The organism is Streptomyces sp. NPDC001922 (genome assembly GCF_042891165.1).
Taxonomy (GTDB): domain Bacteria; phylum Actinomycetota; class Actinomycetes; order Streptomycetales; family Streptomycetaceae; genus Streptomyces.
Genome location: NZ_JBIASV010000012.1, coordinates 239,125 through 263,616, shown reverse-complemented (window position 1 = coordinate 263,616; position 24,492 = coordinate 239,125). Strand labels below are relative to the sequence as shown.

Sequence of the window (24,492 nt, the reverse complement as noted above, 5' to 3'; positions counted from 1 at the left end):
TTCTCCGCGTCGGCGCTTCGCCGGCCCGGCGGCTGCCGCCCCCGGGCGGGGGGGGGGGGGGGGGGGGGGGGGGGGGGGGGGGGGCGGGGGCCCCCCCCCCCACCACGGGGGTCCGGGTCACGGTTGCAGCCTCGCGGAGGACCACTGTCCGTGCTTCAGGTCGTAGCGCAGCCTGCGGTGGAGCCGGTCCGGGCTGTTCTCCCAGAACTCGACGGTGTGCACGGCGAGGTGGTAGCCGACGTACCCGTCGGGCCGGGGCAGCGGACCCAGAGCCGACAGCCGTTCGGCCGCGGCGCGCAACTCCTCGACGTCGTCGAGGAGTTCGCTCTGCCGGGACGCGACGGACATCGCGTGCGTGGTGACGGGCCGGGCGGCCCACAGCGTGTCGGACGCAGCGTCGGTGAGCTGCTCGACGGGTCCCTCGAGAGTGATCTGCCGGCCGGTCTCGCGCCAGTAGAGGACACCGGCCGCCCAGGGCCGGGCGGCGAGTTCGCGCCCCTTCCGGCTGTCGCGGTGGCTGGTGAAGATCAGGCCGGTGTCGGTGAGGGAGTTGAGCTGGACGATCCGGCTGGAGGCCCGGCCCTCCGCGTCGCTGGTCGCCAGGGCGATGGCGCCCGGCTCGCGTACGCGCTCGCGGGCGTCGCCGAGCCAGTCGCGCAGCAGCGGCACGGGGTGCGGCGGCGGTATCCGGAACTCGGCGGGCTCCATACCCGCACCGGTGGTGGGGGACGTGGTCATGGCTTCTGCGCCTCCAGGGCCCGGCCGAGGCCGACGAGTGAGGAGAGCCCGTGACGGCCCTCGACACTGGCCTCGATGTCGAACCAGGTGCGGTGGGTGGGGGGATAGCCGATCAGTTCGGCGGCGCTGCGGGGGTGGGGCGGTGCGGCCGCCTCGGCGGATTCCCAGAGCAGGACGGCGCCCCACCGGTTGTGCTCGTCGTCCGCGATCCAGAGCTTGAGCACCAGGCCCTGCTGGTCGGACCAGGCCTCGACGGCCTCGTCGCGGAGAAAGGAGCGCAGGCTCTCCACGGTCTGGGTGGAATCGGCCAGATCCCACCAAGCGATCATGGCCCTCATGTGGGGATGCCCTCCCGCCGGATCACGGGCACCTCGATGCCCAGGGCCCGCAGCTGGTGATAGGGGTTCATGAATTCCCGCTGCAGACGGATCTTCCCGTTGTCCAGCTGGAACGAGTGGAGGAAGTGGTTCTGGTAGTGCCCCGGCTCGTATCCGGGAAAGAGGATCTTTCCCTGGCCGTCGCATTCCACCCAGAAGACGCCGGGGTCCTGCGTCTCGAAGATCTCGATGTTGTACCAGACCCAGTCCGGGAAGCACTGGAGGGACCAGACGGCGTGCTCACCGAGCCGGTCACGGCCGCGGATGGCGATGGGACCGGGGGTGTCGGCGGTCCACAGGCCGCCCACTCCGTCCTCGGTGAAGAGCAGGTGCCGCTCGAGGCGCTCCTGGCCGGTGGTGTGCATGTACTTCTCCACCGTCGCCCGGTTGATGCGCCGGAGTTCTGCGGAATCCGTGAACCCGTGGTCCGTTGCTGCGTCAGACACGTGGTGTCCTTTCGACGTACGGGGTGAGTCGGTCGCTGGTGGCCATCATGCGAAGCGCCGCTATACGGAGCACGGTGGGTGCTATATCGCGGCTATACATTCACGGCGGCCGGCCGCGGCCCGTACCTTTTCCCGTTCGGCACGTTCCACTTCGTCGGTGAGGACGCGCAGCAGCAGTCCGGAGAGGCCGAAGAGGAAGCTGCCGTCGTCCTCGACCCCGGTCACGGTGAGCATATGGGCGTCGACGAGCTGTTCGAGGAGGTCCTCGGCCTCGTCGGGGGAGCATCCCAGAGCGGCCGCCGCGGAGGGGACGGAGACGGTGCGTGCCCGGAGAACGGCGAGCCGGCGCAGTGCCCCGCGCAGCGGGTCGGGCAGTTCGGCGTAGTGGTGGCGGAGGGAGTCGCCGATGTCGAGGTCACCGATCCGGAGCAGTTCGAGCACGTTGCGGCGCGGGTCGGCCAGCCGGTCGGCCAGGCGGTCCGGGGTCCAGTGAGGCTTCGCGGTGAGCTGGGCGGCAAGGGCGCGCAGCGCGCCGGGGTGCAGATCGCAGAGGCGGACGAGGCGCTCGACGGCGGCGGGGTCACCGCCCGCGGCGGTGGTGCGGCCGGTGATTCCGGTCAGCAGGGCGACGGCCTCGCTCTGCGGGAGAGCGCCGAGGGCGAGGACCCGGACTCCGGGCAGATGGGCGAAACGGGGGCGGCCGGTGATCAGCAGCTGGTTGCGCCCGCAGCCGGAGACCAGGGCATCGACCGGGGCGTCGGCTCCGGCGCCGTCGAGGACGATGAGCCGCCGCCCCTCGGCGAGCCGCTGCCGGATCAGCCGCAGCCGGCCGTCCACTCCGTTCCGGGGCACGGGCGGTTCGCCGATGGCGGTGAGCAGTTCGTCGAGGACGGTGGTGAGCGGGCGCGGCCGGCCGGAGGCATCGCGCAGGCGCACGAGGAACCGTCCGTCGGGGAACGCCCCGGCATGGTCGTGGGCGGCCCGGACGGCGAGCACGCTCTTTCCGCTGCCCGCGATGCCGGTGATCACGATCGGCCCGGTGGGGGCGCCGGAGTCGACGGCCAGGAGCCAGTGACGCAACAGGGCCAGCTCGGCGCCGCGCCCGGTGAAGTCGAGCAGATCGGGGGGAAGTGCGGCGCAGCCCCCGCTGTCGGGGGGCGACGGCGCGGAAGGGGTCTGGGGTCCCGGCTGCCGGACGGACAGGGTGCCGGAGAGCAGGGCCTGGAAGGTGCTCTTGAGCTCCTCCCCCGGCTCCACACCGAGGTGTTCCACCAGGACGGCGCGGCCTTCCTGGTAGACGGCGATGGCGTCGGCCTGCCGGCCGCACTGGTAGAGGCCGGTCATGAGCTGGGACCGCAGCCGCTCGCGGAAGGGGAACTGCTCGATGAGCGCGGTGAGTTCGTCGACGACCTGGCGGCCGAGACCGCGGCCGAGATCGGCGTCGGCCTTCTCCTCCAGGACCGACAGCCGTAACTCCTCCAGCCGCCCCCCTTCCTGTTCGTCCAGGAACTCGGTGGCACCGGTCAGAGCGCGGCCGTGCCACTGCCCGAGGGCAGCGGCGAACAGGGCGGAGGCCTGCGCCGGCCGGCCCTGCCCGACGCTTTCACGGGCCTGCGCCACCAACCGCATGAACTCCCGGTAGTCGACGGTGCCTTCGCGCAGCCGCAGCGCGTATCCGTCAGGCTTGCGCAGGAACTCGACCTCGCCGCCGAGGAGCCGGCGCAGCCGGGAGATGTAGGTGTGGACCTGAGCGCGTACGGTGGCGGGGGGCGCGGTTCCCCACAGGGCCCGGTGGATCTCGCGCTGGGACAGTCCGCGGTCCCCGGCCAGCACAAGACCCGCCAGCAGGGTTCTCGGCCGTTTTCCGCCGAGCACCCGTGCCCGGCCACCCTCCAGAGCCTCTATCGGTCCGAGTACGCGAAGTTCCATGCCTTCCCCCGTCTGACCATGTCCCCGGGCACAGCATCGCCACCCATCGACTCAAGTTCATTCGGCGGGCGCGCTGTCCAACGTGAGTCGAAGATCGGTACGCGCCGGGACGCTAGTCCTGGCACCAAACGCTGTCAACAGAGCATCGATCCGCCATCGACTGATATGACGGATCCGGATACATTGCGTGGCGAGCAGGGGAGGCGGACTTGGTCAGCTCAGGCAGCGGCGCGGCGCTCACACTGGCCGACAAGCTCAATCATCTCTTCAACACCGTGCTGCCGGCCGGTCGCGGCCCCCACAGCACCGAGGAGGTCGCCCGCACCATCACGGACGCCGGCATCCCCATCTCCGGCAGCTACATCTGGCTGCTGCGGAGGGGCCGCAGGGACAACCCGACGCTCAAACACCTCGAAGGAATCGCGAAGTTCTTCGGTGTCCCGCCGGCCTACTTCTTCGACGACAAGGTCGCCGTCACGGTGCACGCGGAGCTGGAACTGCTCTCGGCGCTCCGCGATTCCCAGGTGCAGCACGTGGCCCTGCGCGCCGCCGGGCTGTCGTCGGAGAGTCTCGACACCATCACCGAACTGATCGAAAGAGTCCGTGCGCTGGAGGGCCTGACCGGCGGCTCAGGGGAGGGCGCCCGGACTCCGGGCCTCACGGAGTCATCCTGATCATGACTTGATTCGCTCTGTTTCCCGCCCCTGTCCGACTCTTAGATGGTCACAGGCGAAGGCGAAGCGCAAGGGGGTGGGCAGCCGGTGAAGGAACGCGAGCTTCGACGGCGGTGCAAACGCGAGCTCCGTTCACTCGGAGTACGGCCTCCCCTGGACGTCGAAACCCTCTGCAGACTCCTGGGCGAGCGCCGCGGCCGCCCGATTCGGCTGATGCCGTACGTCCTCCCCGTTCCCGGCCCCTCGGGCCTGTGGATCGCCACTCCGAAGACGGACTACATCGTCCACCAGCGGGAGACCAGCAAGGCGCACCAGGACCACATCGTCATGCACGAGATCGGCCACATCATCGGCGGCCACCACAACAGCGAGGGGGCGGGCTCCCTCGCGGCCCTGATGCCCAGCCTGTCCCCCGAGGTCGTCGCCGGCGCACTCGGGCGCACCTCCTACGACGAGGAACAGGAGCGCGAGGCCGAGATGACGGCCACCATCATCATGGAGTGGGCCATGCTCAACGATGCCCGGCCGCGGCTGACCGCCGACTCCTCGACCCATCGCATCGAGGCGGCACTGGGCGACCGGCAGGGCTGGCTGTAGACATGCTGACTCCGCTCCTCGGCTCGATCCTGCTCCTCGCGCTCGCCTGGAAGGCCTCCCAACTCGTCCGGGCGCCGCACGACAGACTCCTGCAGGCGGTGACGTACTGCCTCGTTTGCGCCACGCTGTCGTTCCCCCTGGGGCATCCGGCGGTCACCCGGATCGCCGACGGCGCGCTCGGCGCCGGGACGGCCAAACTGCTGCAGAACGTGCTGCTGTTCGGCACCGTCTACTGGCTGATGTGCTTCTACCTGCACTCCGTCGCGGACCAGGAGAAGGGACGCCGACGGGCCCGGCTCGAACTGATCCCGATGGGCGGCACCGCCGTACTGATCACCCTGGCCATGGCGGCGACCCCGCCCGGCGAGCGCGGCCATGTCTACACCACCGCCGACATGGAGGTGGCGGGAGTCGCCGCGTTCTACTCCCTGGCCGGGCTCTACCTCTGCTACGCGCTGGGCATGGCCCTGTGGTGGACCTGGCGCCATGCCCGGCGATCGGCCGGACCGCTGGCCCGCGGCCTGTGGCTGGTGGCGATCGCGCTGGCGGCCATGGTGGCGGCGAGCGCGGTGCGCGAGGCCCTGGTGGTGGTCCGGTGGTTCGGCGGCGACGTCCCGCTCGTGATCATCCTGGGGGCGAAGTTCTTGCTCGATGCGGTGGCGATTCCGTTCTTCGTCATCGGGGTGCTCTATCCGGGCACCGCCAACCGGCTGCGTGCCGTCCGCCAGTGGTGGCGGCACCGCAGGGTCTACCACCGGCTCGCGCCGCTGTGGGCGGCACTGCACGAGGCCTTCCCCGAGGACGCCTTCGAACCGGCGGTGGACTCCGGCCTGCGCGGCATGCCGCGCCGTCGGCTCGGCACCCACCGCCGCTACTACCGGCGGGTGATCGAGTGCCGTGACGGCCTCGTACGTCTCAGCCCTCGTCTCGCCGAACTCGGGTCGCTGGGGGCGCCCTTGGACGAGCTCCCGCGGGAGGTGATCGCCGGGCATCTCCGGAAAGCGCTCAGGGCGCACGCCGCGGGCGACCCCGCTCCGCCCCGCGCGGTCCCGATCGCCCTGCCCGGCAGTGACAGCATGAACGACGACGTGCGCCAGCTCATCCTGCTCTCCGACGCCATCGGCGCCGGGTGAGCACGGCACGGCTGACGGGCTCCCCGCTGCCCCGGCGCCCCGCCCCGGTGACGGAGCGGACGCCGAGGGCGACCTGGGGGTCGCCCTCGGCCGTGTGCCCGGTGTCCCGGGTCCCGCGGTCAGGCCCCCGGCGGCGCCGGGGGAACCGGGGGGCCCAGGGCGTGGAGCCAGCTGTCGTCCTGGCGGAGGATGGCGGTCTGGAGGCGGCGCAGGCGGGGGCCGGGGTCCATGCCGAGCTCCTCGGAGAGCAGGGCGCGCAGTTTCGCGTACCGCTGGAGGGCCTCGGCCGGGCGGCCGGACAGGTACAGGGCGTGCATGAGCAGTTCCCAGGTGACCTCCCGGAGCGGGTGGCCGGCGGTCAGCTCCTCGGCCGACAGCATCGCCTCCTCCAGGTTGCCCTCGCGCACCAGGATCGTCACCCGCAACTCCCGGCCCAGCAGACGGGCCTCTTCGAGCCGGATGACCTCCTGGGCGGCGAAGGGGTGGTCGACGGCGTCGGCGAGCGCCGCTCCCCGCCACAGCGCCAGGGCGTTGTCGATCTCCTGGCGCGCCGGTCCGACGCGTCCCTCACCGAGCAGCCGGCGGGCCCGGCCCAGGGCCAGTTCGAAGCGGACGGCGTCCTGTGCCTCGGCGGGCACCCGCAGGGCGTACCCCATCGGCTCCCGTACCAGCACGCTCGTCTTGCCGCGACGCGGACGTTCGGGCTCCAGTGCGTCGCGCAGTCTGCTGATGTGGGCGTGGACCGAGGAGACGGCCCCGCGTGGTGGACGGCTGGTCCACAGATCGTCGCAGAGCGACTCCAGCGGTACGGCGTGCCCGCGCTCCAGCAGCAGGCGGAGCAGCAGCACGCGCCGCTTGGGCGGCCCGAGGTCGAGGGCTCCGTTCGCGGAGCACGCGACCAGTGGCCCCAACAGTCCGAATTCCAGCGGGAGCCGGGGACCGGTCCGCTCGCACGGCACGGCTAACGAGTACATCGGCGCATTCATTTTTCTTTTTCAATCCTCGTACGGTCACGAGTAGGTCCAGGACGTGTTCGCAAAGTCCTGGCGGGGACAGATCGTGGTCGTGCGGGGGCTCGGTCGGCACAGGACGTGGCCGGTCCTGATCAACCGTTCGCATGCTACACGCCGCGGTGCCTGCGGATTCGGGGCCGGGCACGGTCCCGTTCAGAGGAGCGCCGGGTCCTGGCGGAGGATTCCGTAGAACTTGCTCTGCAATTCGCGGCCCGGGTCCAGCCCCAGGCTGTGCGAGAGGCGTTCGCACATCTGGCTGTACGCGTCCAGTGCGTCCGCCTGGCGGCCGGACCGGCAGAGGGCGGTGATGAGTTGGGCGCAGAACCGCTCGTGGTAGGGGTGCATGGCGTGCATCTGCTCCAGATCGGAAATCAGCGACCGGTGCTGGTTCAGCTTCAGCCGGACGTCGAACAACCTCTCACAGGCGGTGATCCGGGTCTGCTGGAGCCGGGTGTAGGCCATGCGGCAGATGGCCCCGTGACCGGTGTCGACCAGCGCCGGACCGCGCCACAGCTCGGTCGCCTCGGTGAGCAGCGCCGCGGCCGCTCCCAAGGCGTCGTCGCCGAGCAGTTCGGCGCGCCGGACGAGTTCTTCGAAACGGGCGGCGTCGACCTCGATGGAGTCGATGAGCGCATACCCGGAGGGCGAGGTCTCGATGATCTCGCGCAGGTCGGGCTTTCCACTGCGGGCCGCGAGCACGCGGCGGAGACGGGCGATGTGGCCGTGCAGTGAGTTCTCGGCATTGCGGGGCGGTTCCTCACCCCACAGTTCGTCGATCAGGTCGTTCCGGGACACCGGGCGCCCGGGCGAGAGCGCGAGGACGGCGACGATGGCCCTCAGCTTCTCGCCGGATATCCGCACGGGAACTCCGTCGTCACTGACTTCCAGAGGTCCGAGAACATCTATCTTCATCGAGCGTCCACCCTTACGGAGTTCTGGTCGAACCATGCGTACTGCGTGGCGACGAAACCACGCTGTCGGCGATACGGAAACAGAACAACGGCCGGAAATTCAGGAACGGGTCGTAGTACGTGGCCGGGCGGGTCCCGCATCGCGCAGTGGGGTGCCCCGCTCCGGATTCCCCTGTCTCATCCGACGCGTGCTTCGGCGGGCCGCAGGACACCGGTGTGCCCGTTCGACGTGCCCGAGACCATGCGCATCAGACTCTCCCCCGGAAAACCGTCGTCCATGGTCAAACTCCCCCTCGTTCGCATCCTGGCCCACGTTTCTTGTCGTCCGCTTGTCGTCGGCGGCGACGGAGGACCGTGGTGCGGCGGGTACCGGTATGGCTACTTTCGAGTAATGGGTTCCGGCCGCCCGGCGACGCTGATCGCCACACGCTGGGAGAACAGCGCGCTGGGGCGCAGGCCGAACATCGCGTGGAAGGCGCTGCTGAAGTGGGACGGGCTGGCGAATCCCGACTCCACGGCGGCCGTGCTCAGATCGGGCCAGGTCTCCAGCAGGGTGGCCGCCCGGAGCATCCGCGCCCACAGCCGGTACCGGCGGAAGGTGGTGCCGGTCTCGGCGCGGAACAGGCGCAGGAAGGCCGAGACGGAGAGACCGGCCTCGGCCGCGAGTTCCTTGGCCGCGAGCCGCTGCCCCGCGGGCCCGGCCAGCCGGTCGGCGGCCCGCCGGATGCGCGGGTCCCGGCTTCCGGCCAGGCCGTCCGGGCCCGCCAGGTCCAGCCACCGCCGGGCGTCCGGAATCGGCACGTCCCCTTCCAGGGAGGCGGCCAGCCGCACCAGTTCGGCCTCGTGCTCGTGGTCCCGGGCCACGTCCGGGCCGCCGCGCATCATCCGGTGGCAGGCCCGTTCCCGCGCCGACGCCGGGTCCAGGTAGCAGAACGCCATGCGGGAGCCGCCGGCCACGATCCGGTGCCGGACCCGGGCCGCCACCAGTGCGGTCCGGGCCCGCTGCCGGGGGCCGTGTTCCGGCTCGACGGTGAACTCCGCGTCGACGCCCACGGCCAGGCAGCTCACCGCGCCGGAGTGGATGTCCAGCTGCAACGAGGGGCCGACGTACAGGGCCTGGCCCGGCCACAGCCACAACGCGGCCTGGTCACGACACGTTTCTGAAAGCAGGGCCGGTTGCATGCAGGCATGCTAGGGCGTGTCGTCGCACTCCCGTCGTCCACCCGGAGGGCGGGCTCCGCGGCGTCGGAGAGTGCGTGCCGCCTTCCCGTTCGGCGTCCCGGCCGACTCCTCCGCGCGCCCCCTTGAACATGCGTGAACTTCACTGAACATTCCTGTTTTCCTGCGAACAGCACTGATTGTCCACGAAACTATTTTCCTGCGAACGGACAGACGACATCATGTGGATCGACCGTCTCACCACGGCGCTGCTGGTCATCGTCGGCGCGGTGAACCTGCTGCCCGGCTTCGTCGCGCTGGCGCCGTCCCGGATCACCACCGCGTACGGCATCACGATCGACGGCGCCGACTCCGCCGACCTCACCGTGCTGCTGCGCCACCGCGCGGTGCTGCTGGGGCTGGTCGGAATCGGCCTGCTCTGCGCGGCGTTCATCCCCTCGCTGCGGGTGCCCGCCATGGTCGCGGGCGGGGTCAGCATGGGCACGTTCCTGCTCTTCGCCTCCGGCGGCCCGGCGCTCAACAGCGCCACCATGCGGGTGGCCGGGATCGACATAGCGGCGCTCGCGCTGCTGGCCGTGGCGGCCGTGCTGGTCTGGCGCAAGGAGGCCTGAGGTCCGGGTGGGCCGGGGCCCACGAGCCGAGGTGGGGCACCTGTCCGCGCCCCGCCTCCCCGGACCGGCAAGCCGGCGCGGGCCCATGGGTGTACGCCCTGCGCCCGCGCGGGGCGCGAGGTGCACGCCCCGCCCTCACCCGGGCACGAGCCGGTGGGGCCCCTGCCCGCGGCGCGCACCTCACGCCCGGTGCTCGCGATCCATACCTCACGCCCGGTGCCGCGGCCCGCACCTCACGCCGCGCGCCGGGCGCTCCGCTCCATCAGGCCGAGACCGGCGCGCAGCAGCGGCCGCGCGGGGGCGGGCAGCGGCAGCCGCGGGGCCCGGGACCGGTGCCAGGGCAGCCGCTCCGGGGTGCCGCCGGTCAGCGCCTCGGCCACATGCGCGCCGTGCGCCACCGACATCGCGAGGCCGTGCCCGCAGCAGCCGCCCACGTACCAGACGTCCGGCCGGTCGGCGAGCGGTCCCACGACCGGCAGGCCGTCGGAGGTCATCCCGATCCGGCCCGCCCAGCGGTGGGTCACCTCGGCGTCGGCGAGGGCCGGGTGGAGCCGGCGCAGCCGTTCCTCCAGCCCCGCCCAGACCGCGGCCGAGCCGGAGTCGTCGGACACCGGCGGGAGCAGCGGACGGCCGCCGCCCAGGACGAGCCGTCCGTCGTGGGTGAGCCGGAAGTACGGGGCCAGGGGGTGGGCGTCGATCAGGGCGCAGCCGGTCCGGCCGCCCAGCAGCTCCCGGGTGCCGGCGGGCAGCGGCGCGGTGGCGACGGCGTGGACCAGCAGCGGCAGCACGGTGCCGACCGGCAGCCCCAGCGAGCCCGCCGCCGCGTTGACGGCGAGGACCGCCTTCCGGGTGCGCACCGTGCCGCCGGGGAAGACGAGGTGGGTGTCGGCGGCGGTCTCGCCGGGGCGGAGCGTGAGCAGGGGGCTGTTGCCGAGGAAGCGAACGCCCTTGGCGGCGCAGGCGCGGGCCAGCGCGCCGCTGAGCGCCGCCGGGTCGAGGCCGGCCGCGCGGTACAGCAGTCCGGCGTGGTACGGCACGTCCAGCCGGTCGCGGATGCCGGCGGCGGAGAGGACCGGTACGTCCAGGCCGAGTTGCCGGTAGGCGGCGGCCTGCCGGGCGAGGGTGGCCAGCCCGTCGGCGGTGCGGGTGGCCACGAGCTGCTCGCCGTCCCGGGGGCCGGTGGGCACGCCCAGCCGGGCGCACAGCTCGCGGACCCGTTCCACCGCCTCGGTGCTGGCCAGGTGCATGCGGCGGGCGGTGTCCGGGCCGAAGCGGCGTACGGCCCGGTCGACGGGGGGCCCGACGCGGGGGCCGAGCAGCCCGGTGCCGCGTCCGCTGGCTCCCGCGGCGGGGCCCTCGGCGTCGACCACCAGCACGTCCAGCGACGGGTCGCGCTCGGCCAGGTGGTAGGCGGTGGAGAGGCCGGCGAGCCCGGCGCCGACCACGGTCACGTCCGCCTCCAGCACCCCGCGCACCCGCTGCGGCGCGGCCGGTGCGGCGCCGGGCTGGGCCGTCGGGTCGGAGTCGTCGCCGGGCCAGCAGGGCCGGCCGGCCGGGGGCCGCGTCATGGTGCCTCCAGGGGCGGTCGGGGTGCGGGCGGGGCGGAGCGGGGCACGCCCCGGCCTTCGAGGGTGTGGAAGGAGCGGTCGTGCCAGAGCAGCGGAGCTCCGGGGGCCGTGTGTGCCGCGGCGATGCGGCCCACGAGCAGACCGTGGTCGCCGTAGCGGCGCAGGTCCTCCACCGAACAGACCGACCAGCCGAGGGTGTCCGCCAGCACGGGGACGCCGAGCACCTGGTGGTGACCGGTGCCGGCGAACCGCTCGGCCGCGCCGGCCCGGGGGTCGGCGAACAGCTCCGCGCGTGCCCGCTGCGACGCGGCCAGCAGATTGACGGCGAACCACCCCTGCTCCTGGATCACGGCCAGGGTGCGCGAACCGGTGCCCAGGCAGACCAGGAGCAGCGGCGGGTCGGCCGAGAGGGAGGTCACCGCCGAGACGGTGCTGCCGGCCGGCCCGTCCGGGCCCTGCGCGGTCACCACCGTCACGCCGGAGGCCAGCCGGGCGTAGAAGTCCCGGCAGGAGGCCTCCCCGACGCCCGGCACGGCGAGCGCGTCGGACGCGTCGGACGGGGTGGGCGCGTCCGGTTCGCCGGGGGGTGCTCCGGCGGTGGCCTGGCGCATCACCGGGCTCCTTTCTGAAGCCGCTGGGGCTTCCCTTGCGTGCGGGCGGTTGGGCAGGGGCGGTTCACCGGCCTGCCATCCGCCCGGAGTCGGCCGGGTCCGGGTGTGTTCCGCGGATCCGGCCGTCCCGGCGAAATGGGCAACGAACAACAGTCCCCGGCGGAGCGCATCGGCGCTCGCTCACCGCCCCGCTTCGAGCGCGTCCCGCAGGGCGACCAGGGTGGCGCGGGCCGTGGTCCGGTTGCGGGCGGGCCGCCGGACCACGCCGGTGAGCAGCGGGGCGGTGGCGGTGATCAGCCGGCCGTGCAGGCTCCGCCGGCGGTCGTGCCACTCCTCCGTCACCTCGCAGCCGTCGGGCACCGCGGTGAAGCGGTAGACCCAGCGGGAGAGCGGGATGCCGAAGAAGCTGACGTCGAAGGCGAAGCGCTCGCCCGGGACGGCCTCCACCACTCGGCAGAGGGTCACCCAGGGCAGCCAGGAGGCGCGGTTGCGGCCCAGGAAGCGGGTGCCCGGACGGATGGGACCGCGCCCGAGGAGCCAGGCGCCGCGGCACTCCGGGCTCCACTCCCCCATCCGCCGCACGTCGCTGACGGCGGACCAGGCCGTGCCGGGCGGCACCCGGACGGTCAGCCGTTCGGCCACCTCCGGTGCCGTGTTCGGGTCACTCACCGTGTCACCTCTCTCCGCGTCCGCGGGCCCCGCCCGCGGGTCCACCGGGGTGTGCCGGCCCGGTCCGGAAGCCGCCGGATGCCGGCCGGGCCCGGTCCGCCGGCGCTCACCGGCGGGCCTCCACCGGGGACTTCCGGCCCGGCATCCACCAGTTCCAGCGGGTCATCAGCCGCATCGAGGCCGGTACCACCAGCAGCCGGATGACGGTCGCGTCGAGGGCGATCGCCACCGCCATGCCGATCCCGATCTGCTGGATGGGCAGGATGCCCGCGAAGGCGAACGCCGTGAAGACGGCCACCATCAGCACGGCCGCGCCCGAGATCAGCGGCGCGGTGGCCGCCATGCCGCGGGCCACGCTGCCGGTGGCGTCCCCGGTGGCGACGTAGTCCTCCCGGATCCGGCTGAGCAGGAACACCTCGTAGTCGGTGCTCAGGCTGAACAGCAGGGTCACCAGCAGCACCGGGACGAAGTTGGTGAGATAGCCGCTGGTGTCGAAGCCGAGCAGGCCGCTGCCCCAGCCGTCCTGGAAGACCAGCACCAGGACGCCGTAGGTGGCGGCCATCGAGACCAGGTTCATCAGGATCGCCTCCAGCGGCAGGAGGACCGACCGGAAGGTGATGAGCAGCAGCAGGTAGATGACGGCGAGCATGGTGCCGATCACCGGGAACAGGCTGTCCGTGATGACCTCGTTGGCGTCGACGCCCTCCGCCGTCTCGCCGCCCACGTGGACCGTCCAGCCGTCCGTCGACAGTCCCGCGGCGGCGGTGCGCACCGACTCCAGCAGGTCCCGTACGGATTCGGAGGCGGCGGTGTCCTTCCCCACCACCTCCATCACCAGGGTCCGTCCGTCCGCGGCGACGAAGTGCCGTACGGCGCCGCGCATATCGGCCGGCAGCGCGGCGGCGGCGCGGGGTGCCAGGAGGGCGAACGGGCGGGAGGGGTCCGCCTGGCGCAGCGGGGCGAGCACCGAGTCGACCCGGGCCGCGCCGGGCAGGCCGGCCAGTTCGTCGTGGAGCTCGGTCAGCCGGGCCGTGTCGGCGGGCGGACGCTCCCACAGCGGGGTGCGGGATTCCACGACCACCTGGACGGGCGCGGCGCTGCCGACGCCGAACTGGTCCTTGGCGGTGTCGTAGCCCTCGCGCACGGCGGCCCCGGTGGGCACCACCCGGGCGTCCGGGGTGAAGGTCTCCAGCTTCAGCGAGGGCACCGCCAGGACGCCCATGGCGACCAGGCTGACGCCCAGGAAGACGACCGGCCGGCGCATCACGGCACGGCTGACCGTCGCCCAGCGGCTCGGCCGCGCGGGCGTGCCCGCGGCCCTGCGGCGGCCGAGCGTGCCCCACTCGATCCGGGGGCCGAGGAGATGGAGCAGGACCGGCAGCAGCAGCACGCTGGTGAGGATGGAGAAGGCGACCACCACGACGGCGCCGAGCGCCATCGACCAGATGACGTTCAGGTCGACCAGGAAGAGGGTCGACATGGCGGCGACGATGGTGACCCCGGAGGCCACCACGGTCTCGCCGGAGGTGCGCAGGGTGCGGGCGACGGCGCGTTCCACCGCGTCGGCGGAGGGGTCCGGCCCCTCGGCGCGGAGCTCGTCCTTGAACCGCATGATGACGAAGAGCGAGTAGTCCACGCCCACGCCGAGGCCGAGCATGGTGGCGGCGTTCTGGACGAAGACGGAGAGCTCGGTGTGGCGGGCCAGGAGGGCCAGCAGGCCGAGGGTGAAGGCGACCGAGGTGATGCCGACCAGCAGCGAGGCGAGGGCGGCGGCCACGCTGCGGAAGAGCAGCAGGAGCACCAGGGCGATCAGCGGGAGGGTGATCAGCTCGGCGCGGACCAGGCCCCGTTCGCTGAGGTGGTTGACCTCGCCCCACAGCGCCGCCTGGCTGACCAGCGAGACGCGCAGCCCCCGCGGCTCGTACGTGTCGCTCAGTTCCTTCTGGATGTCGGGGAGTACGCGGCGGGCGGTGCCGTCGTCGAGCCGGGAGCCGAGCCGGACGAGCGCGGTGCGGCCGTCCTCGCCGAGGAAGGCGCCGCGGGCCCGGTCGCCGGTGAGGGTGGTCCAGCCGTAGGAGCCGGAGACGTCCAGCCCGCGGTCGCGGGTGACCCGGTCCACGACACCGCGCACCCGGGTCTCGAAGACGGGGTCGCCCCGCTCGTGCCGGGTGTCCCGGACGACGAGGGTGAGGGAGCTCTTCCCCCGCCCCTCGAAGCCCCGGGTGACCCGCTGGGCGGCGGCCGCCGAGTCGGAGCCGGTGACGTACCAGCCGCCGCCGCTCAGCGCGTCGGCGAGCTGGGTGGCCCCGTACCCGGTGACCAGGATCAGCAGCACCCAGACGGCCGCCAGCGGCCGGCGCCGGCGGCGGGTGAACCGGGCGGTGCGGGCGGCGATCCGGGCCACCGGGCCGTGGCCGCCGGGCGCACCGGCCGGACCGCCGCCCGTCGGGGGCACAGTGGCGGTACGGGTCGTCGGTTCGGTCATGCCCGGATCGCGATTCCGTGGTCGCGGTCGTCGGTGAGGATCTCCATCAGGGCGCGGTTGCCGGTGCGGAGCCGGTCGGTGCGGCCGGTGATCTTGTTGACGATCTCCACCTCACAGGAGGCGATCTTGGTGTTGAGGCAGTGTTTGATGCCGCCCGGCGGGTTGTAGTAGTTCAGCCCGACGAAGTGCTCCGGCCGGGCGTCGAACCGGCCCCGGATGGAGACGGTGTCGTCGCCGCCGAGGAAGTTCCAGTAGAAGTAGCCGAAGTCGGCCTTGGCGGTGAGCGCGCGGCGCGGCGAGACCAGGGCGTACTCGCGTTCCTCGTGGCGCAGGACCAGGAAGGTCACCATGGGCGTGGTGACCGGGCCGGCGATCCGGGTGCGCCCGGTGACGATCTCCAGGAAGCTGTCGGGCGCGTCGTCGAAGCCGGCGACCTGGCCGAAGGCGTAGTAATCGGTGTGCCGGCTGCCCCAGTTGTGGTTCTGGCTGCCGGTCCAGCCGTCGATGTCGATGGTCCTGCCGTCCACGGTGAGCGTGCCGTCGTACACCGCCAGGGGCACGCCGACCAGGCTCTTCGCCTTGGGGAAGCCGCCGCTGTACATGTTCGGCGGCAGCAGCAGGAGCGGCGGCTCGTCGCCCTTGTAGGTGAGGTCCCAGCCGATCCGGCCGTTGGTGCCCACCGCCTCGCCGCGGAGCGCGCCCGGCTCCAGCACCCGGTCGGCGACGCGGGCGCCGAAGGAGTCGCGGTCGAAGGCGCACTCGGCGATCGGGTACTCCTCCTTGGCGACCACGTGCTCCCCGGTGACGCCGTCGAAGTAGACCGCCCACAGCTCGCCGATGGCCGCGTCCGGCATCCCGGCCGGGCTGAAGACGGTGTAGCGGATCCAGAACGCCCGCGGCTCGGTGGGGTGGTTGCCGCGCTGGTAGAAGCTCTCGTAGTGCCCCTCGCGCTGCCCCGGCCGGTAGTGCGTCCGGTTCAGGGCCGCAGCGTCGGCGGTGGTGTAGTCGGTGTGCATGAGTCCCGTCTCCTGAGGTCTGCCGGTCCCGCCGCACGCGGGGCCGGGCGACGTGCTGCCGGTCCCGCCGCGCGGCCCGGTGAACGTCCGGCCGGTGCCCGGGGGCCGGCCGGTCCCACCCGGTGCCGGCGGGTCCCGGTGTGCTGTCGTTCCGGGTCAGTCCGCCGCGGTGCCCGCCGGCGCGGCCGCCGCGAGCGGGGCGCGGCGGCGCTCGTGGAGCGTCATGACCATGCCGTACTTGGGCCGCAGGGTGATGGTCGCGTGATTCACCACCCGGTGGGAGGGGACGTGCCGGAATTCGTACCGCCTGATCAGCGCGGCCAGCAGCAGATGGGCCTCCATCAGCGCGAAGTGCTTGCCGATGCACAGGTGCGGCCCGGCGCCGAACGGCAGGTACGCGAACCGGTAGCGGCCCTTCTTCGCCGCCGCCGCGAAGTGACCGGGGTCGAAGCGCTCCGGGTCGCTCCAGTGCCGCTGGTGGCGGTGGATGTTGAACAGGTTGACCAGGATGCGCGACCCCTCCGGCACGTGGTGGCCGCCGAGGACGGTGTCCTTGAGCGTGAGCCGGGGCACGATCGGCGCCGACGGGTACAGGCGCAGCGCCTCCTCGAAGATCTGCAGGAGGTACGGCATCCGGGACAGGTCGTCGACGGACGGCATCGCGTCGCCCAGCTCCCGGTCCACCTCCTCCTGGGCCCGGCGCAGCACCTCGGGGTGGCGGGAGAGCAGGTAGAAGGCCCAGGTGAGGGTGACGGCGGTGGTCTCGTGGCCGGCCGCGAAGGTGGTGATGATCTCGTCCCGCAGCTCGCGGTCGGTCATTCCCTCGCCGGTGTCGGCGTCCCGGGCGGCGAGCAGCATGTCGAGCAGGTCGTTGGCGCCCTCGGCGGGGGCGCCGGCCGCCCGGCGCTCCTCGATGATGCCGTACATCATGCCGTCGAGGCCGTCCATCACCTGCTGGAAGCGGCGGTTGCGCGGGGTGGGCCAGCCGGTGGGCGGGCTGAACGGGTTCTGCAGCCGGTCGAAGGCGAAGTTGACCGCCACGTCCACCGCCTCCGGGCTCAGCTTGTCCCGGGTGCGGCTGACGTCGGTGCTGAACATGCAGCGGCTGACGATGTCCAGGGTGACCCGCATCATCTCGCCGTGCAGGTCGACCTCGGCGCCGGTGGCGTGGTTCCGCTCCATGTGGGTGAGCTGCTCGGCGGTGGCGTCCACCATGGCCCGGAACATGCCGGCGAGCGCCTGCTTGGCGTAGATCGGCTGCATCATGCGCCGGTTGCGCATCCAGCTCTCGTGGTCGTCGCTGGTGAGCAGCCCCTCGCCGAGGATGAGGCGGAGCGGGTTGTCCGGACCGAGCTTCCCGAACGTGCCGCTGTCGGTGAGTACTTCGCCGGCCAGTTCCGGGCTGGAGACGCCGTGCACCGCGAGCGGCCCCAGCCGGTAGCGGACGAGGTCGCCGTGGGCCTGCCACCCCCGGTGCATGGCGTCGAGGATGTCCTTGCGGAAGTCCACGATGTTGCCCAGCACCGGCAGGCCGTCGGCCTCCGGGGCGGGGCCGTCGTGCCGGGCGGATGCCGCCGCCGGTGCCGTGCGCGGCGCCGCGCCGGGTGTCGTCGCTGATGCCATCTCGGGTGTCCTCCCCGGCGCCGTCACTTGCGCCCGAGGGCGCAGAGCCAGCCGAGCGAGCGGCGCGGCTCGGCGACGAACCGGACGTCCCGGAAGCCGGCCTCGGTGAGCATCCCGGACAGTTCGGCGCCGGACAGGATGTGCAGCCCGTCGCGCTCGGAGCGCTCGGTGAACCGCTTGCCGAAGAAGCGCTGCACCAGCGAGGGGTCGGCCGCCGCCTCCCGGCTCATCTCCAGGGTGATCGCCACCTGTCCGCCGGGGCGGAGCACCCGGTGCGCCTCGGCGAGGCCGCGCATCGGGTCGGGCCAGAAGTAGAAGGTCTCGATCGCACTGACGTGGTCGAAGGAGGCGTCCTCGTAGGGAAGTTCGGCGGAGTCGCCGTGCCGGATCTCCACCCGGCGCCGGGCGATGGCGTCCGCGTTGCGGCGCACGGCCTGGCTCACCATGTCCATCGAGTAGTCGACGCCGGCGACGAAGCCCTGCGGAGTCCGCTCGGAGAGCAGCTTGACCGCCATGCCGCCGCCGCAGCCCACGTCCAGGACGCGCTGGGAACGGCGGACGTCCATGTGCTCGACGGCCCACACCGTCAGCGAACGGTGCTGGAGGGTCATCAGGTGGCCGACGAGCTGCCCGGCCGTGCCGTTGGGCTGCCGGAAGTTCGTCTCGACCACTTCCAGCGGTCGGTTGAGCAGCGTGCCGATCATCCGGGTTTCCCTTCGCGGGCGGTGCGGGTGGGAGGCCAGCCTGGCGGCGGCGGAAGAGGCCGCGGGGGTCCCTGGCGCGGCCAGGGACCCCGGCGCGGAGAGGGCAGGATTCGAACCTGCGAGGGCTTGCACCCGATCCGGGTTTCCCCGGAACCCCGTTGGGCCGCTTCGGGTACCTCTCCCCACGGCGGGCCGGGCCGTATCGACCCGTTGTGCCGGTGGCAGTGATTCTGCCGCCCGCCTCTGACATTCCACTGAGACGCATCTGAGACGCGCGCATCACACCCGGAACAGCGGAAACTGCGTCCGAGAAGGTGAGCGCCGCCACGGGTGGCCGGTCCGGCGAGCAGCCGGGGACCTTCGAGGATGGGAGAGGCCCAGTGCCCGAACAGCCCCTGCCCGCAGCGAACGAGGAGAACGGGAATGCCGACAGCGCAGAGCACGCGGGAACCACGGCCGGTACCGGGAACGCCGGCCGTGCACAGCACGCAGGGCCGGCCGGTGCCGGGGACGCGGGCGGTGGACACGCCACCGGAACGGCCCGCGCCGGGAACACCGGCCGTGGGCGGGACACGCGAACGGCCGCTGCCGGAACGGCGAACGGCGCGCAGGACGCACGAACGGCCCGTGCCGGGAACGCGGCGAACGCCGGGAACACCGAGCACGCCGAGCACCTGGAGACCGGGATCGCAGCCGACGCGGAGACCGATCCCCACTGCCTGACCGACGGCGAGGCGGCACGGCTGCTGGCCGGGGCGCGCTGGCGCCGGGTGGTGGTGCTCGGCGACGGCGGGAGGGAACGGCGCAGGGCCCGGGCCGCCGACGGCCACGAGGACGCGCCCTGGTACGACCGGGTCACGGACGCCCTGCGCGGTGTCGAACCGGGGCTGGCCTGCCTGAACCTGCTCGGCGGGCGGGGGCGGCGGGCCACCCATGTGCGCTCCCGGCAGCTCCCCGAGGCCCTGGCCTTCGGCGGGGACCTGGCAGTGCTCCAGGTGGCCGGCCACGACCTGCTGCACCCGGCCTTCGACGCCGACGCCTTCCGCACGGAGCTGGTGCGCATCATCGCCCCGCTGCGCGAACGCGGCTACGACGTGCTGGTGGTGGAGCCCTTCGACCTGACGCGCTCGCCCGGGGGGCGTGAGCTGGACGCGGAGGTGCTACGGGCCCGGCAGCGCACCCAGACCGAGCGCTCGCGCACCCTGACGCAGCGTCATGGCGCGCTCCACGTCGACCTGTCGGCCTGCCGTCCTTCGGCCGGCGCCGGGGTGTGGGGCGCCACCGGTCTGGTGCCGAACAACCGGGGTCACGCCGTGATGGCGGCGGCGGTGGTCCGGGCCCTCGGCGCACGCCTCCGCCCGGCGGCCGGCTCCGCGCTGCCGTCCGCGGGCCGGGTGGTCGGCGGACGGGCGGGCCGGCCCGGGGGCGGACCGGCGGGCGGCATCGCCGGCCGGCCCTGCGGGGCGCCCCGGAGACGGGGTCACACGGCGCCGAAGTGACGTGCGCGGGCGGCGACGGGGCACATCCCGGCACCGCGTGCCCGGACGTGCCCCGTCGCCGGAGCGGGGCGCGCCGCCCCGTGGCCGGTCGTTCGGACCGGGCCGGGCTTCGCGGTGCCCGGCACCGCTCCCGGACCGTGCCCGGTCCGAACAACCCGCCCCGGGTCCTGTCGTCGAACTCCCGTCGTCCGTCCGGAGGTCGGGAGTCCGACGACAGGGCCTACCGCTCCAGTTCCTGCTTCAGCCGCTCCAGGGTCGCCCGCATCTGCACCCGGTTGGCGAGGTGGCGCTGGTCCGGGCGGGTGCCGGTGAAGATCCTGCCGAGCAGCTGGGCGACGCCGCCGCGCCGGCCGGTGCGCAGGTCCCGCCAGTGCTCCGTCACCCGGGTGCCGTCCGCCTCCGGGGCGAACCGGTAGCCCCAGAGGGCCACCGGGAGCCCGAAGGTGCCGACCCGGAAGGCGAACGCGGCGCCCGGCTCGGCGCTGGTGACCCGGCAGTCGGTGAACCAGAAGAACGGGCCCTTGCGGTTGAAGCCGATGAACCGGGCGCCGGCCGGGGCGGGGCCGGGCGGCACCCCGCGGACCGCGACGCACTCCGGGCTCCAGCGTCCCATCGACCGCACGTCGGCGATGGCGGCGTACACCGCCTCGGGAGCCGCCTTGACGAAGACGCTCTCCTCGATCTCCCAGCGGCGTTCCACCGGACTCATCGGATCCCCTCGGGTTCGGACACGCGTCGGTTCTTCGGGCGACGGGCGGACCCGGCGCGCCGGCACGGCGTATGGGTCATGTACGCATCAGGAACGGGTCAGCAACAGTACCGCGTTCTGCCCGCCGAACCCGAAGGAGTTGCTGACGACCACCTCGACCGGGGTCTCCCGGCCCTCCTTGGCGACGACGTCCAGCTCGATCTCCTGGTCCGGGTCGTCCAGGTTGGCGGTCGGCGGGACGAACCCCTCCTCCAGGGTGAGCGCGGCCACCGCCGCCTCGATCGCCCCGGCCGCCGAGAGCGAGTGGCCCGTCACGCCCTTGACCGAGGTGACCAGCGGCCGGTCGCCGAGCACCTCCCGGATCAGCCGCGCCTCGGTGGCGTCGTTGATGACTGTCGCGGTGCCGTGCGCGTTGACGTGGTCCACCTCGTCCGGGCCGACGCCCGCGTCCGCCAGGGCCGCCCGCAGCGCGAGTGCGGCGCCCGTGCACTCCGGGTCCGGGGCCGTCGCGTGGTAGGCGTCGGCGGAGGCTCCGAAGCCGCTGACCACGGCCCGGATCCGGGCCCCGCGGGCGCGGGCGTCGGCGGCCCGCTCCAGCACCAGGACGGCGGCACCCTCGGCGGCCACGAAGCCGTCCCGGCCGGCGTCGAAGGGGCGGGAGGCGGCCCGGATGTCGTCGTTCCGCCGGGAGAGCGCTCCCATCTGGCTGAACCCGGCGACCAGCGAGGGCGTCAGGGGCGCCTCCGCGCCCCCGGTGATCACCACATCGCAGGCGCCGGAGCGCAGCAGGTCGCGCGCCGTCCCGATGGCGGTCGTGCCCGAGGCGCAGGCCGTCGCCGTCACCATCGACGGGCCCTTGGCACCGAACTCCATCGAGACGTACCCGGCGGTCATGTTGGCCGACAGCATGGGGATGAGCCGGGGAGAGACCCGGCGCGGCCCGGAGTCGAGGAGCCGCCGGTGCTGGGTCTCCCAGGTCTGCGCGCCGCCGATGCCGTTGCCGAGCACCACGCCGACCCGGGCGCCGTCCCAGGTCTCCGGGTCGAGGCCGGAGTCGGCCACCGCCTCCAGGGCGGCGGCCAGCGCGAGCTGGCTGGAGCGGTCGAACTGCAGGACGCGGCGCCTGCCGAGGACGGCGGCCGGATCGAACCCGGGCACCCGGCACGCGAAGTCGGCGGCGATCCCGGCGAGTTCGGGCACCGTGACGGCCGCCGTGCCGGCGCCCTCCCGGATGCGCTCCCAGGACGCGGCGGTGCCGACCCCGGCCGGGGTCACCATGCCGAGTCCGGTGATCGCCGCGTCGAAACGCTCGGCCCGTCCGCCCATCAGACGGCTCCCGCCTTCTGCTCGATCACCTGGGCGGCCCGGGCCAGCGTGGAGTCGGGGCCGACCTCGGTTTCGGTGAGGGTGACCCCGAACTCCTCCTCGGCGGCGACGGTCAGCTCGACCAGGGCGAGCGAGTCCATCTCCAGGTGGCCGAAGGTGTCCTCGGGCTTCAGCTCGTCCGGCTCCAGCCCGAATCCGTTGGCCAGCAGCTTGATCAGGCGGTCGTAGACGTCACTCATGACGGGCTCCCTCGCGTTCGGGGTGAGCGGCCCGGTGGGGCCGGTGGGGTGGGAAAGGAACGGTGCGGCCGCGCGGTCACCCGGCGGCGGGCACACCGCCGGGCGCCGGGGCGGGGACCGCCTCGGGTCCGGGCCGCTCGTAGCGCTCGCGGAAGGCGGCGTACGCCGGGTGGATCTCGGGCTCGAAGCGCAGCGCGAACGGCTTCAGGTAGTTGCCGAACAGCGCGCGGTCCCCGAAGAGGTGGATCGGGACGGCCAGCAGCGCCCACTCGGCACCGAACAGCCAGATCCAGGCGAGCACGACCAGGCCCTGGGTGACCAGGCTGTGCATCACGTTGTAGAGGACGAAGTAGACCTTGGGGATCCGCCCGTCGGGGCTGCGGTGGTGGGCGAGGGCGCCGGGCAGGTAGCCGATCAGGTCGATGTAGAGGAACAGCCCGACCGCCGGCAGCCAGCGGACCTCGTCGAGGTGGGTGAAGAACAGGACGGCCGCCACCACCAGGCCGAGCCCGTACTCCAGGCGGATCAGCCGGGAGGTGGTGGGTGTCTCGAAGAGGTTCTTCGCGTCCATCAGCGCAGCGCCGGGGTGCTCGGCGCGGCGCCGCCGGCCGCCGCGACGGCCCGTGCCACCGTCTCGTCGCCCAGCACCGTCGCCCCGCCGAAGAGGCCGATGACCACCCGGGCGATGGTCTCCTTGAAGACCCGCTGGGCCACCGGGTCCAGGATGCCGGCGAGGCTGGGGATGCCGAAGTCGAAGTCGGCGGAGAAGGCGACCAGGGTGTCGGGCCCGTCGGCGCTGATCCGCCAGCTGCCGGAGAACTCCGCGAAGTCGCCGTCGATCTGCTCGAAGGAGATGACCAGCGACTCCCGGTCGAAGCGGTCGGCCTCGGTCCACCCGAGGATGCCGTTACGGAAGTAGACCTTCCACTCGCTGGTCTCCTCCTCCGGGGAGATCTCGTGGACGGTCACGCTCCGGACCACGTCGGTGAATTCCGGGTAGCGGGCGAAGTCGTGGATGCGGTCGAACGCGGCGCCGGGGTCGACGCCGTCGATACGGAGAAGAACTTCTGCGGTACGCATGGTCTCAGCTGCTTCCTGCGGTGGACGCGGTGGATGAGTACCGGAGCGCCTGCGCGCGGCACGCCCGGTCGAACGCCTCGTAGAGGAAATCCAGATCGCCGCGGTCGAGGATCGCGGGCGGCGTCAGGCGGAGGACGAGGTGGGAGTTGAGGGAGTGGTTGGCGATCACCCCGTGGGCGATCAGCTCGATGAGCAGGTCACCGGCCGGTCCCGGTTCGGCGAACTCGATGCCCAGCAGCAGACCCCGGCCGCGCACCTCGCGGACGGCGTCCCCGTAGTGCGCCACGGCGATCCGGCGGATCTGCGGCAGCAGTTCCTCGCCGAGCTCCCGGGCGCGCCCGACCAGGTCCTCCTCCTTGATCGCCGTGATGGCGCCGCGGGCGGCGGCCATGGCGAGCGGGGCGCCGGAGAAGGTGGAGGTGTGCAGGTAGGGGTCGCGGTCGAAGACCGAGAACGCCTCCCGGGTCGCCACCACGGCCGACACCGGGACGACACCGCCGCTGAGCCCCTTGCCGACGAGCATGATGTCCGGGGTGACGCCCTCGGCGTCCGCTCCCCACCAGGTGCCGAGCCGGCCCAAGCCGGTCTGGACCTCGTCGAGGACGAGCAGCGCCCCGTGCCGGTCGCAGGCCTCCCGCACCGCGCGCAGGTAGCCCGCCGGCGGGACGACCACTCCGGCCTCGCCCTGCACCGGCTCCACGAAGACACAGGCCTCGCCGGGCGCCTGCGCCAGCACCGCCTCCAGCGCCGCCGCGTCACCGAACGGCACATGTGTGGTGCCCGGCAGCAGCGGCTGGAAGGGGGTGCGGAAGACCTCGTTGCCGGTGAGGCTGAGCGCGCCGGCCGTCTTGCCGTGGTAGCCGTTCACCGTGGCGACCAGCCGGTGCCGGCCCTTGGTGCGGGCCAGCTTGAGCGCGGTCTCGGCGGCCTCGGCGCCCGATCCGGCGAAGTGGACCCGGGAGAGCCCGGGCGGGGCGACGGAGATCAGTGCCTCGGCGGCCAGCGCCGCCTGCGGCTCCAGGAAGACCCGGGTGGCGATGGGGTGGGTCTGCAGCTGCTCGGTGACGTGCCGGAGCACCGTGGGGTGCCGGGAGCCCATCAGGAAGACGCCGTAACCGCCGCAGTTGAGGAAGCGCTCGCCCTCGGCCGTGGTGACCCAGGCGCCCTGGGAGGCCACTTCGACATGGCCGCCGAACATCTCGCCGAGGGTGGCCCGGCCCCGGTTCATGTGCTCCCGGACCATCCGGCCGAGTTCCTCGCGGCCGGGGCCCCGGTAGGGGGAGCCGGCCGCGGGCGCACCGGCCGCGCCGGGGGCGGGGACGGAGCCGGGGGCGGTGGGTGTGGTCGTCATGAGG

25 protein-coding genes and 1 tRNA gene are annotated in these 24,492 nt (G+C 73.1%); 5 read left to right on the top strand and 21 right to left on the bottom strand.

What is annotated here, in order from left to right; translation table 11 throughout:
* Positions 1-117: 117 nt before the first annotated feature.
* The 4 genes from phzG to ACFYYR_RS23565 all read right to left on the bottom strand — a co-directional run bounded on the left by phzG (position 118) and on the right by ACFYYR_RS23565 (position 3,490).
* On the bottom strand, positions 118-738 hold the full coding sequence (gene phzG, locus ACFYYR_RS23580) for a phenazine biosynthesis FMN-dependent oxidase PhzG (protein ID WP_388856858.1): 621 nt from the start codon (positions 736-738) through the stop codon (positions 118-120).
* Positions 735-1,067 (bottom strand): hypothetical protein, encoded by a 333-nt coding sequence (locus ACFYYR_RS23575; protein ID WP_388856855.1) that lies wholly within the window; start codon positions 1,065-1,067, stop codon positions 735-737. The genes phzG and ACFYYR_RS23575 overlap by 4 nt, the downstream gene beginning before the upstream one ends.
* 5 nt (positions 1,068-1,072) lie before the next feature.
* The gene (locus ACFYYR_RS23570) at positions 1,073-1,561 is read right to left on the bottom strand and encodes a PhzA/PhzB family protein (protein WP_388856852.1); all 489 of its coding nucleotides are present in this window, start codon (positions 1,559-1,561) and stop codon (positions 1,073-1,075) included.
* 81 nt (positions 1,562-1,642) lie between these two features.
* Complete coding sequence (locus ACFYYR_RS23565; RefSeq protein WP_388856849.1) at positions 1,643-3,490, bottom strand: BTAD domain-containing putative transcriptional regulator; 1,848 nt, start codon at positions 3,488-3,490, stop codon at positions 1,643-1,645.
* Between the two features lie 209 nt (positions 3,491-3,699).
* Here ACFYYR_RS23565 and ACFYYR_RS23560 point away from each other — a divergent pair, with 209 nt between their 5' ends.
* The 3 genes from ACFYYR_RS23560 (at position 3,700) to ACFYYR_RS23550 (ending at position 5,894) form a co-directional block, all read left to right on the top strand.
* On the top strand, positions 3,700-4,164 hold the full coding sequence (locus tag ACFYYR_RS23560) for a helix-turn-helix domain-containing protein (RefSeq protein WP_388856846.1): 465 nt from the start codon (positions 3,700-3,702) through the stop codon (positions 4,162-4,164).
* 213 nt (positions 4,165-4,377) lie between these two features.
* Complete coding sequence (locus tag ACFYYR_RS23555) at positions 4,378-4,761, top strand: hypothetical protein (protein ID WP_388856843.1); 384 nt, start codon at positions 4,378-4,380, stop codon at positions 4,759-4,761.
* Between the two features lie 2 nt (positions 4,762-4,763).
* Positions 4,764-5,894 (top strand): MAB_1171c family putative transporter, encoded by a 1,131-nt coding sequence (locus tag ACFYYR_RS23550; RefSeq protein WP_388856840.1) that lies wholly within the window; start codon positions 4,764-4,766, stop codon positions 5,892-5,894.
* Between the two features lie 119 nt (positions 5,895-6,013).
* Here the strand turns inward: ACFYYR_RS23550 and ACFYYR_RS23545 are convergent, their stop codons facing one another.
* The 3 genes from ACFYYR_RS23545 to ACFYYR_RS23535 all read right to left on the bottom strand — a co-directional run bounded on the left by ACFYYR_RS23545 (position 6,014) and on the right by ACFYYR_RS23535 (position 8,955).
* Positions 6,014-6,868, bottom strand: a complete 855-nt coding sequence (locus ACFYYR_RS23545; protein WP_388856838.1) for a BTAD domain-containing putative transcriptional regulator — start codon at positions 6,866-6,868, stop codon at positions 6,014-6,016.
* Positions 6,869-7,060: 192 nt separating this feature from the next.
* Positions 7,061-7,819, bottom strand: a complete 759-nt coding sequence (locus ACFYYR_RS23540) for a BTAD domain-containing putative transcriptional regulator (RefSeq protein WP_351513511.1) — start codon at positions 7,817-7,819, stop codon at positions 7,061-7,063.
* 377 nt (positions 7,820-8,196) lie between these two features.
* The gene (locus ACFYYR_RS23535) at positions 8,197-8,955 is read right to left on the bottom strand and encodes a helix-turn-helix domain-containing protein (RefSeq protein WP_388856835.1); all 759 of its coding nucleotides are present in this window, start codon (positions 8,953-8,955) and stop codon (positions 8,197-8,199) included.
* Positions 8,956-9,218: 263 nt separating this feature from the next.
* Between ACFYYR_RS23535 and ACFYYR_RS23530 the strand changes: the two genes are divergently transcribed.
* On the top strand, positions 9,219-9,608 hold the full coding sequence (locus ACFYYR_RS23530; protein ID WP_388856832.1) for a hypothetical protein: 390 nt from the start codon (positions 9,219-9,221) through the stop codon (positions 9,606-9,608).
* Positions 9,609-9,841: 233 nt separating this feature from the next.
* Here ACFYYR_RS23530 and ACFYYR_RS23525 read toward each other — a convergent pair whose 3' ends face one another.
* The 8 genes from ACFYYR_RS23525 to ACFYYR_RS23490 form a co-directional block, all read right to left on the bottom strand.
* Positions 9,842-11,176, bottom strand: coding sequence for an NAD(P)/FAD-dependent oxidoreductase (locus ACFYYR_RS23525; protein ID WP_388856829.1), 1,335 nt, complete (start codon positions 11,174-11,176; stop codon positions 9,842-9,844).
* Positions 11,173-11,787: a flavin reductase family protein gene (locus ACFYYR_RS23520; RefSeq protein ID WP_388856826.1), complete on the bottom strand. Its 615-nt coding sequence runs from the start codon at positions 11,785-11,787 to the stop codon at positions 11,173-11,175. Before ACFYYR_RS23520 ends, ACFYYR_RS23525 begins: the two co-directional genes overlap by 4 nt.
* Before the next feature lie 180 nt (positions 11,788-11,967).
* The gene (locus ACFYYR_RS23515) at positions 11,968-12,456 is read right to left on the bottom strand and encodes an SRPBCC family protein (RefSeq protein WP_388856823.1); all 489 of its coding nucleotides are present in this window, start codon (positions 12,454-12,456) and stop codon (positions 11,968-11,970) included.
* Between the two features lie 106 nt (positions 12,457-12,562).
* The gene (locus tag ACFYYR_RS23510; RefSeq protein ID WP_388856820.1) at positions 12,563-14,941 is read right to left on the bottom strand and encodes an MMPL family transporter; all 2,379 of its coding nucleotides are present in this window, start codon (positions 14,939-14,941) and stop codon (positions 12,563-12,565) included.
* Positions 14,938-15,957, bottom strand: coding sequence for a hypothetical protein (locus tag ACFYYR_RS23505; protein WP_388856817.1), 1,020 nt, complete (start codon positions 15,955-15,957; stop codon positions 14,938-14,940). The genes ACFYYR_RS23510 and ACFYYR_RS23505 overlap by 4 nt, the downstream gene beginning before the upstream one ends.
* A gap of 156 nt (positions 15,958-16,113) precedes the next feature.
* Complete coding sequence (locus ACFYYR_RS23500; protein WP_388856814.1) at positions 16,114-17,580, bottom strand: cytochrome P450; 1,467 nt, start codon at positions 17,578-17,580, stop codon at positions 16,114-16,116.
* Between the two features lie 23 nt (positions 17,581-17,603).
* The gene (locus ACFYYR_RS23495) at positions 17,604-18,284 is read right to left on the bottom strand and encodes a class I SAM-dependent methyltransferase (protein ID WP_388856811.1); all 681 of its coding nucleotides are present in this window, start codon (positions 18,282-18,284) and stop codon (positions 17,604-17,606) included.
* A gap of 95 nt (positions 18,285-18,379) precedes the next feature.
* Positions 18,380-18,466: transfer RNA gene (locus tag ACFYYR_RS23490), tRNA-Ser, on the bottom strand.
* A gap of 198 nt (positions 18,467-18,664) precedes the next feature.
* On the opposite strand from ACFYYR_RS23490, the gene ACFYYR_RS23485 reads away from it, so the two are divergent.
* Positions 18,665-19,783 carry a GDSL-type esterase/lipase family protein gene (locus tag ACFYYR_RS23485; protein WP_388856808.1) on the top strand — a complete coding sequence of 373 codons (1,119 nt, stop codon included), beginning with the start codon at positions 18,665-18,667 and terminating at the stop codon, positions 19,781-19,783.
* A 220-nt stretch (positions 19,784-20,003) separates the two neighbouring features.
* Here ACFYYR_RS23485 and ACFYYR_RS23480 read toward each other — a convergent pair whose 3' ends face one another.
* From ACFYYR_RS23480 to ACFYYR_RS23455, 6 genes are all read right to left on the bottom strand, one after another.
* Positions 20,004-20,492 carry an SRPBCC family protein gene (locus ACFYYR_RS23480; protein WP_388856805.1) on the bottom strand — a complete coding sequence of 163 codons (489 nt, stop codon included), beginning with the start codon at positions 20,490-20,492 and terminating at the stop codon, positions 20,004-20,006.
* 87 nt (positions 20,493-20,579) lie between these two features.
* Positions 20,580-21,818, bottom strand: coding sequence for a beta-ketoacyl-[acyl-carrier-protein] synthase family protein (locus ACFYYR_RS23475; protein WP_388856802.1), 1,239 nt, complete (start codon positions 21,816-21,818; stop codon positions 20,580-20,582).
* The gene (locus ACFYYR_RS23470) at positions 21,818-22,057 is read right to left on the bottom strand and encodes an acyl carrier protein (RefSeq protein ID WP_388856799.1); all 240 of its coding nucleotides are present in this window, start codon (positions 22,055-22,057) and stop codon (positions 21,818-21,820) included. Before ACFYYR_RS23470 ends, ACFYYR_RS23475 begins: the two co-directional genes overlap by 1 nt.
* Before the next feature lie 76 nt (positions 22,058-22,133).
* Complete coding sequence (locus ACFYYR_RS23465; RefSeq protein ID WP_388856796.1) at positions 22,134-22,628, bottom strand: hypothetical protein; 495 nt, start codon at positions 22,626-22,628, stop codon at positions 22,134-22,136.
* Positions 22,628-23,137: a type II toxin-antitoxin system RatA family toxin gene (locus ACFYYR_RS23460; RefSeq protein ID WP_388856793.1), complete on the bottom strand. Its 510-nt coding sequence runs from the start codon at positions 23,135-23,137 to the stop codon at positions 22,628-22,630. The genes ACFYYR_RS23465 and ACFYYR_RS23460 overlap by 1 nt, the downstream gene beginning before the upstream one ends.
* 4 nt (positions 23,138-23,141) lie before the next feature.
* Positions 23,142-24,488, bottom strand: a complete 1,347-nt coding sequence (locus tag ACFYYR_RS23455; protein ID WP_388856790.1) for an aspartate aminotransferase family protein — start codon at positions 24,486-24,488, stop codon at positions 23,142-23,144.
* Between the last annotated feature and the right edge of the window lie 4 nt (positions 24,489-24,492).

What these genes read in the sequence shown, in the direction of transcription:
- ACFYYR_RS23455 (WP_388856790.1), bottom strand. Translation starts at nt 24,488, where the DNA reads ATGACGACCACACCCACCGCCCCCGGCTCCGTCCCCGCCCCCGGCGCG.
- ACFYYR_RS23495 (WP_388856811.1), bottom strand. Translation starts at nt 18,284, where the DNA reads ATGATCGGCACGCTGCTCAACCGACCGCTGGAAGTGGTCGAGACGAAC.
- ACFYYR_RS23555 (WP_388856843.1), top strand. Translation starts at nt 4,378, where the DNA reads ATGCCGTACGTCCTCCCCGTTCCCGGCCCCTCGGGCCTGTGGATCGCC.
- ACFYYR_RS23540 (WP_351513511.1), bottom strand. Translation starts at nt 7,819, where the DNA reads ATGAAGATAGATGTTCTCGGACCTCTGGAAGTCAGTGACGACGGAGTT.
- ACFYYR_RS23460 (WP_388856793.1), bottom strand. Translation starts at nt 23,137, where the DNA reads ATGCGTACCGCAGAAGTTCTTCTCCGTATCGACGGCGTCGACCCCGGC.
- ACFYYR_RS23480 (WP_388856805.1), bottom strand. Translation starts at nt 20,492, where the DNA reads ATGAGTCCGGTGGAACGCCGCTGGGAGATCGAGGAGAGCGTCTTCGTC.
- ACFYYR_RS23465 (WP_388856796.1), bottom strand. Translation starts at nt 22,628, where the DNA reads ATGGACGCGAAGAACCTCTTCGAGACACCCACCACCTCCCGGCTGATC.
- ACFYYR_RS23510 (WP_388856820.1), bottom strand. Translation starts at nt 14,941, where the DNA reads ATGACCGAACCGACGACCCGTACCGCCACTGTGCCCCCGACGGGCGGC.
- ACFYYR_RS23550 (WP_388856840.1), top strand. Translation starts at nt 4,764, where the DNA reads ATGCTGACTCCGCTCCTCGGCTCGATCCTGCTCCTCGCGCTCGCCTGG.
- ACFYYR_RS23520 (WP_388856826.1), bottom strand. Translation starts at nt 11,787, where the DNA reads ATGCGCCAGGCCACCGCCGGAGCACCCCCCGGCGAACCGGACGCGCCC.
- ACFYYR_RS23525 (WP_388856829.1), bottom strand. Translation starts at nt 11,176, where the DNA reads ATGACGCGGCCCCCGGCCGGCCGGCCCTGCTGGCCCGGCGACGACTCC.
- ACFYYR_RS23505 (WP_388856817.1), bottom strand. Translation starts at nt 15,957, where the DNA reads ATGCACACCGACTACACCACCGCCGACGCTGCGGCCCTGAACCGGACG.
- ACFYYR_RS23530 (WP_388856832.1), top strand. Translation starts at nt 9,219, where the DNA reads ATGTGGATCGACCGTCTCACCACGGCGCTGCTGGTCATCGTCGGCGCG.
- ACFYYR_RS23475 (WP_388856802.1), bottom strand. Translation starts at nt 21,818, where the DNA reads ATGGGCGGACGGGCCGAGCGTTTCGACGCGGCGATCACCGGACTCGGC.
- ACFYYR_RS23575 (WP_388856855.1), bottom strand. Translation starts at nt 1,067, where the DNA reads ATGATCGCTTGGTGGGATCTGGCCGATTCCACCCAGACCGTGGAGAGC.
- ACFYYR_RS23565 (WP_388856849.1), bottom strand. Translation starts at nt 3,490, where the DNA reads ATGGAACTTCGCGTACTCGGACCGATAGAGGCTCTGGAGGGTGGCCGG.
- ACFYYR_RS23545 (WP_388856838.1), bottom strand. Translation starts at nt 6,868, where the DNA reads ATGTACTCGTTAGCCGTGCCGTGCGAGCGGACCGGTCCCCGGCTCCCG.
- ACFYYR_RS23470 (WP_388856799.1), bottom strand. Translation starts at nt 22,057, where the DNA reads ATGAGTGACGTCTACGACCGCCTGATCAAGCTGCTGGCCAACGGATTC.
- phzG (WP_388856858.1), bottom strand. Translation starts at nt 738, where the DNA reads ATGACCACGTCCCCCACCACCGGTGCGGGTATGGAGCCCGCCGAGTTC.
- ACFYYR_RS23500 (WP_388856814.1), bottom strand. Translation starts at nt 17,580, where the DNA reads ATGGCATCAGCGACGACACCCGGCGCGGCGCCGCGCACGGCACCGGCG.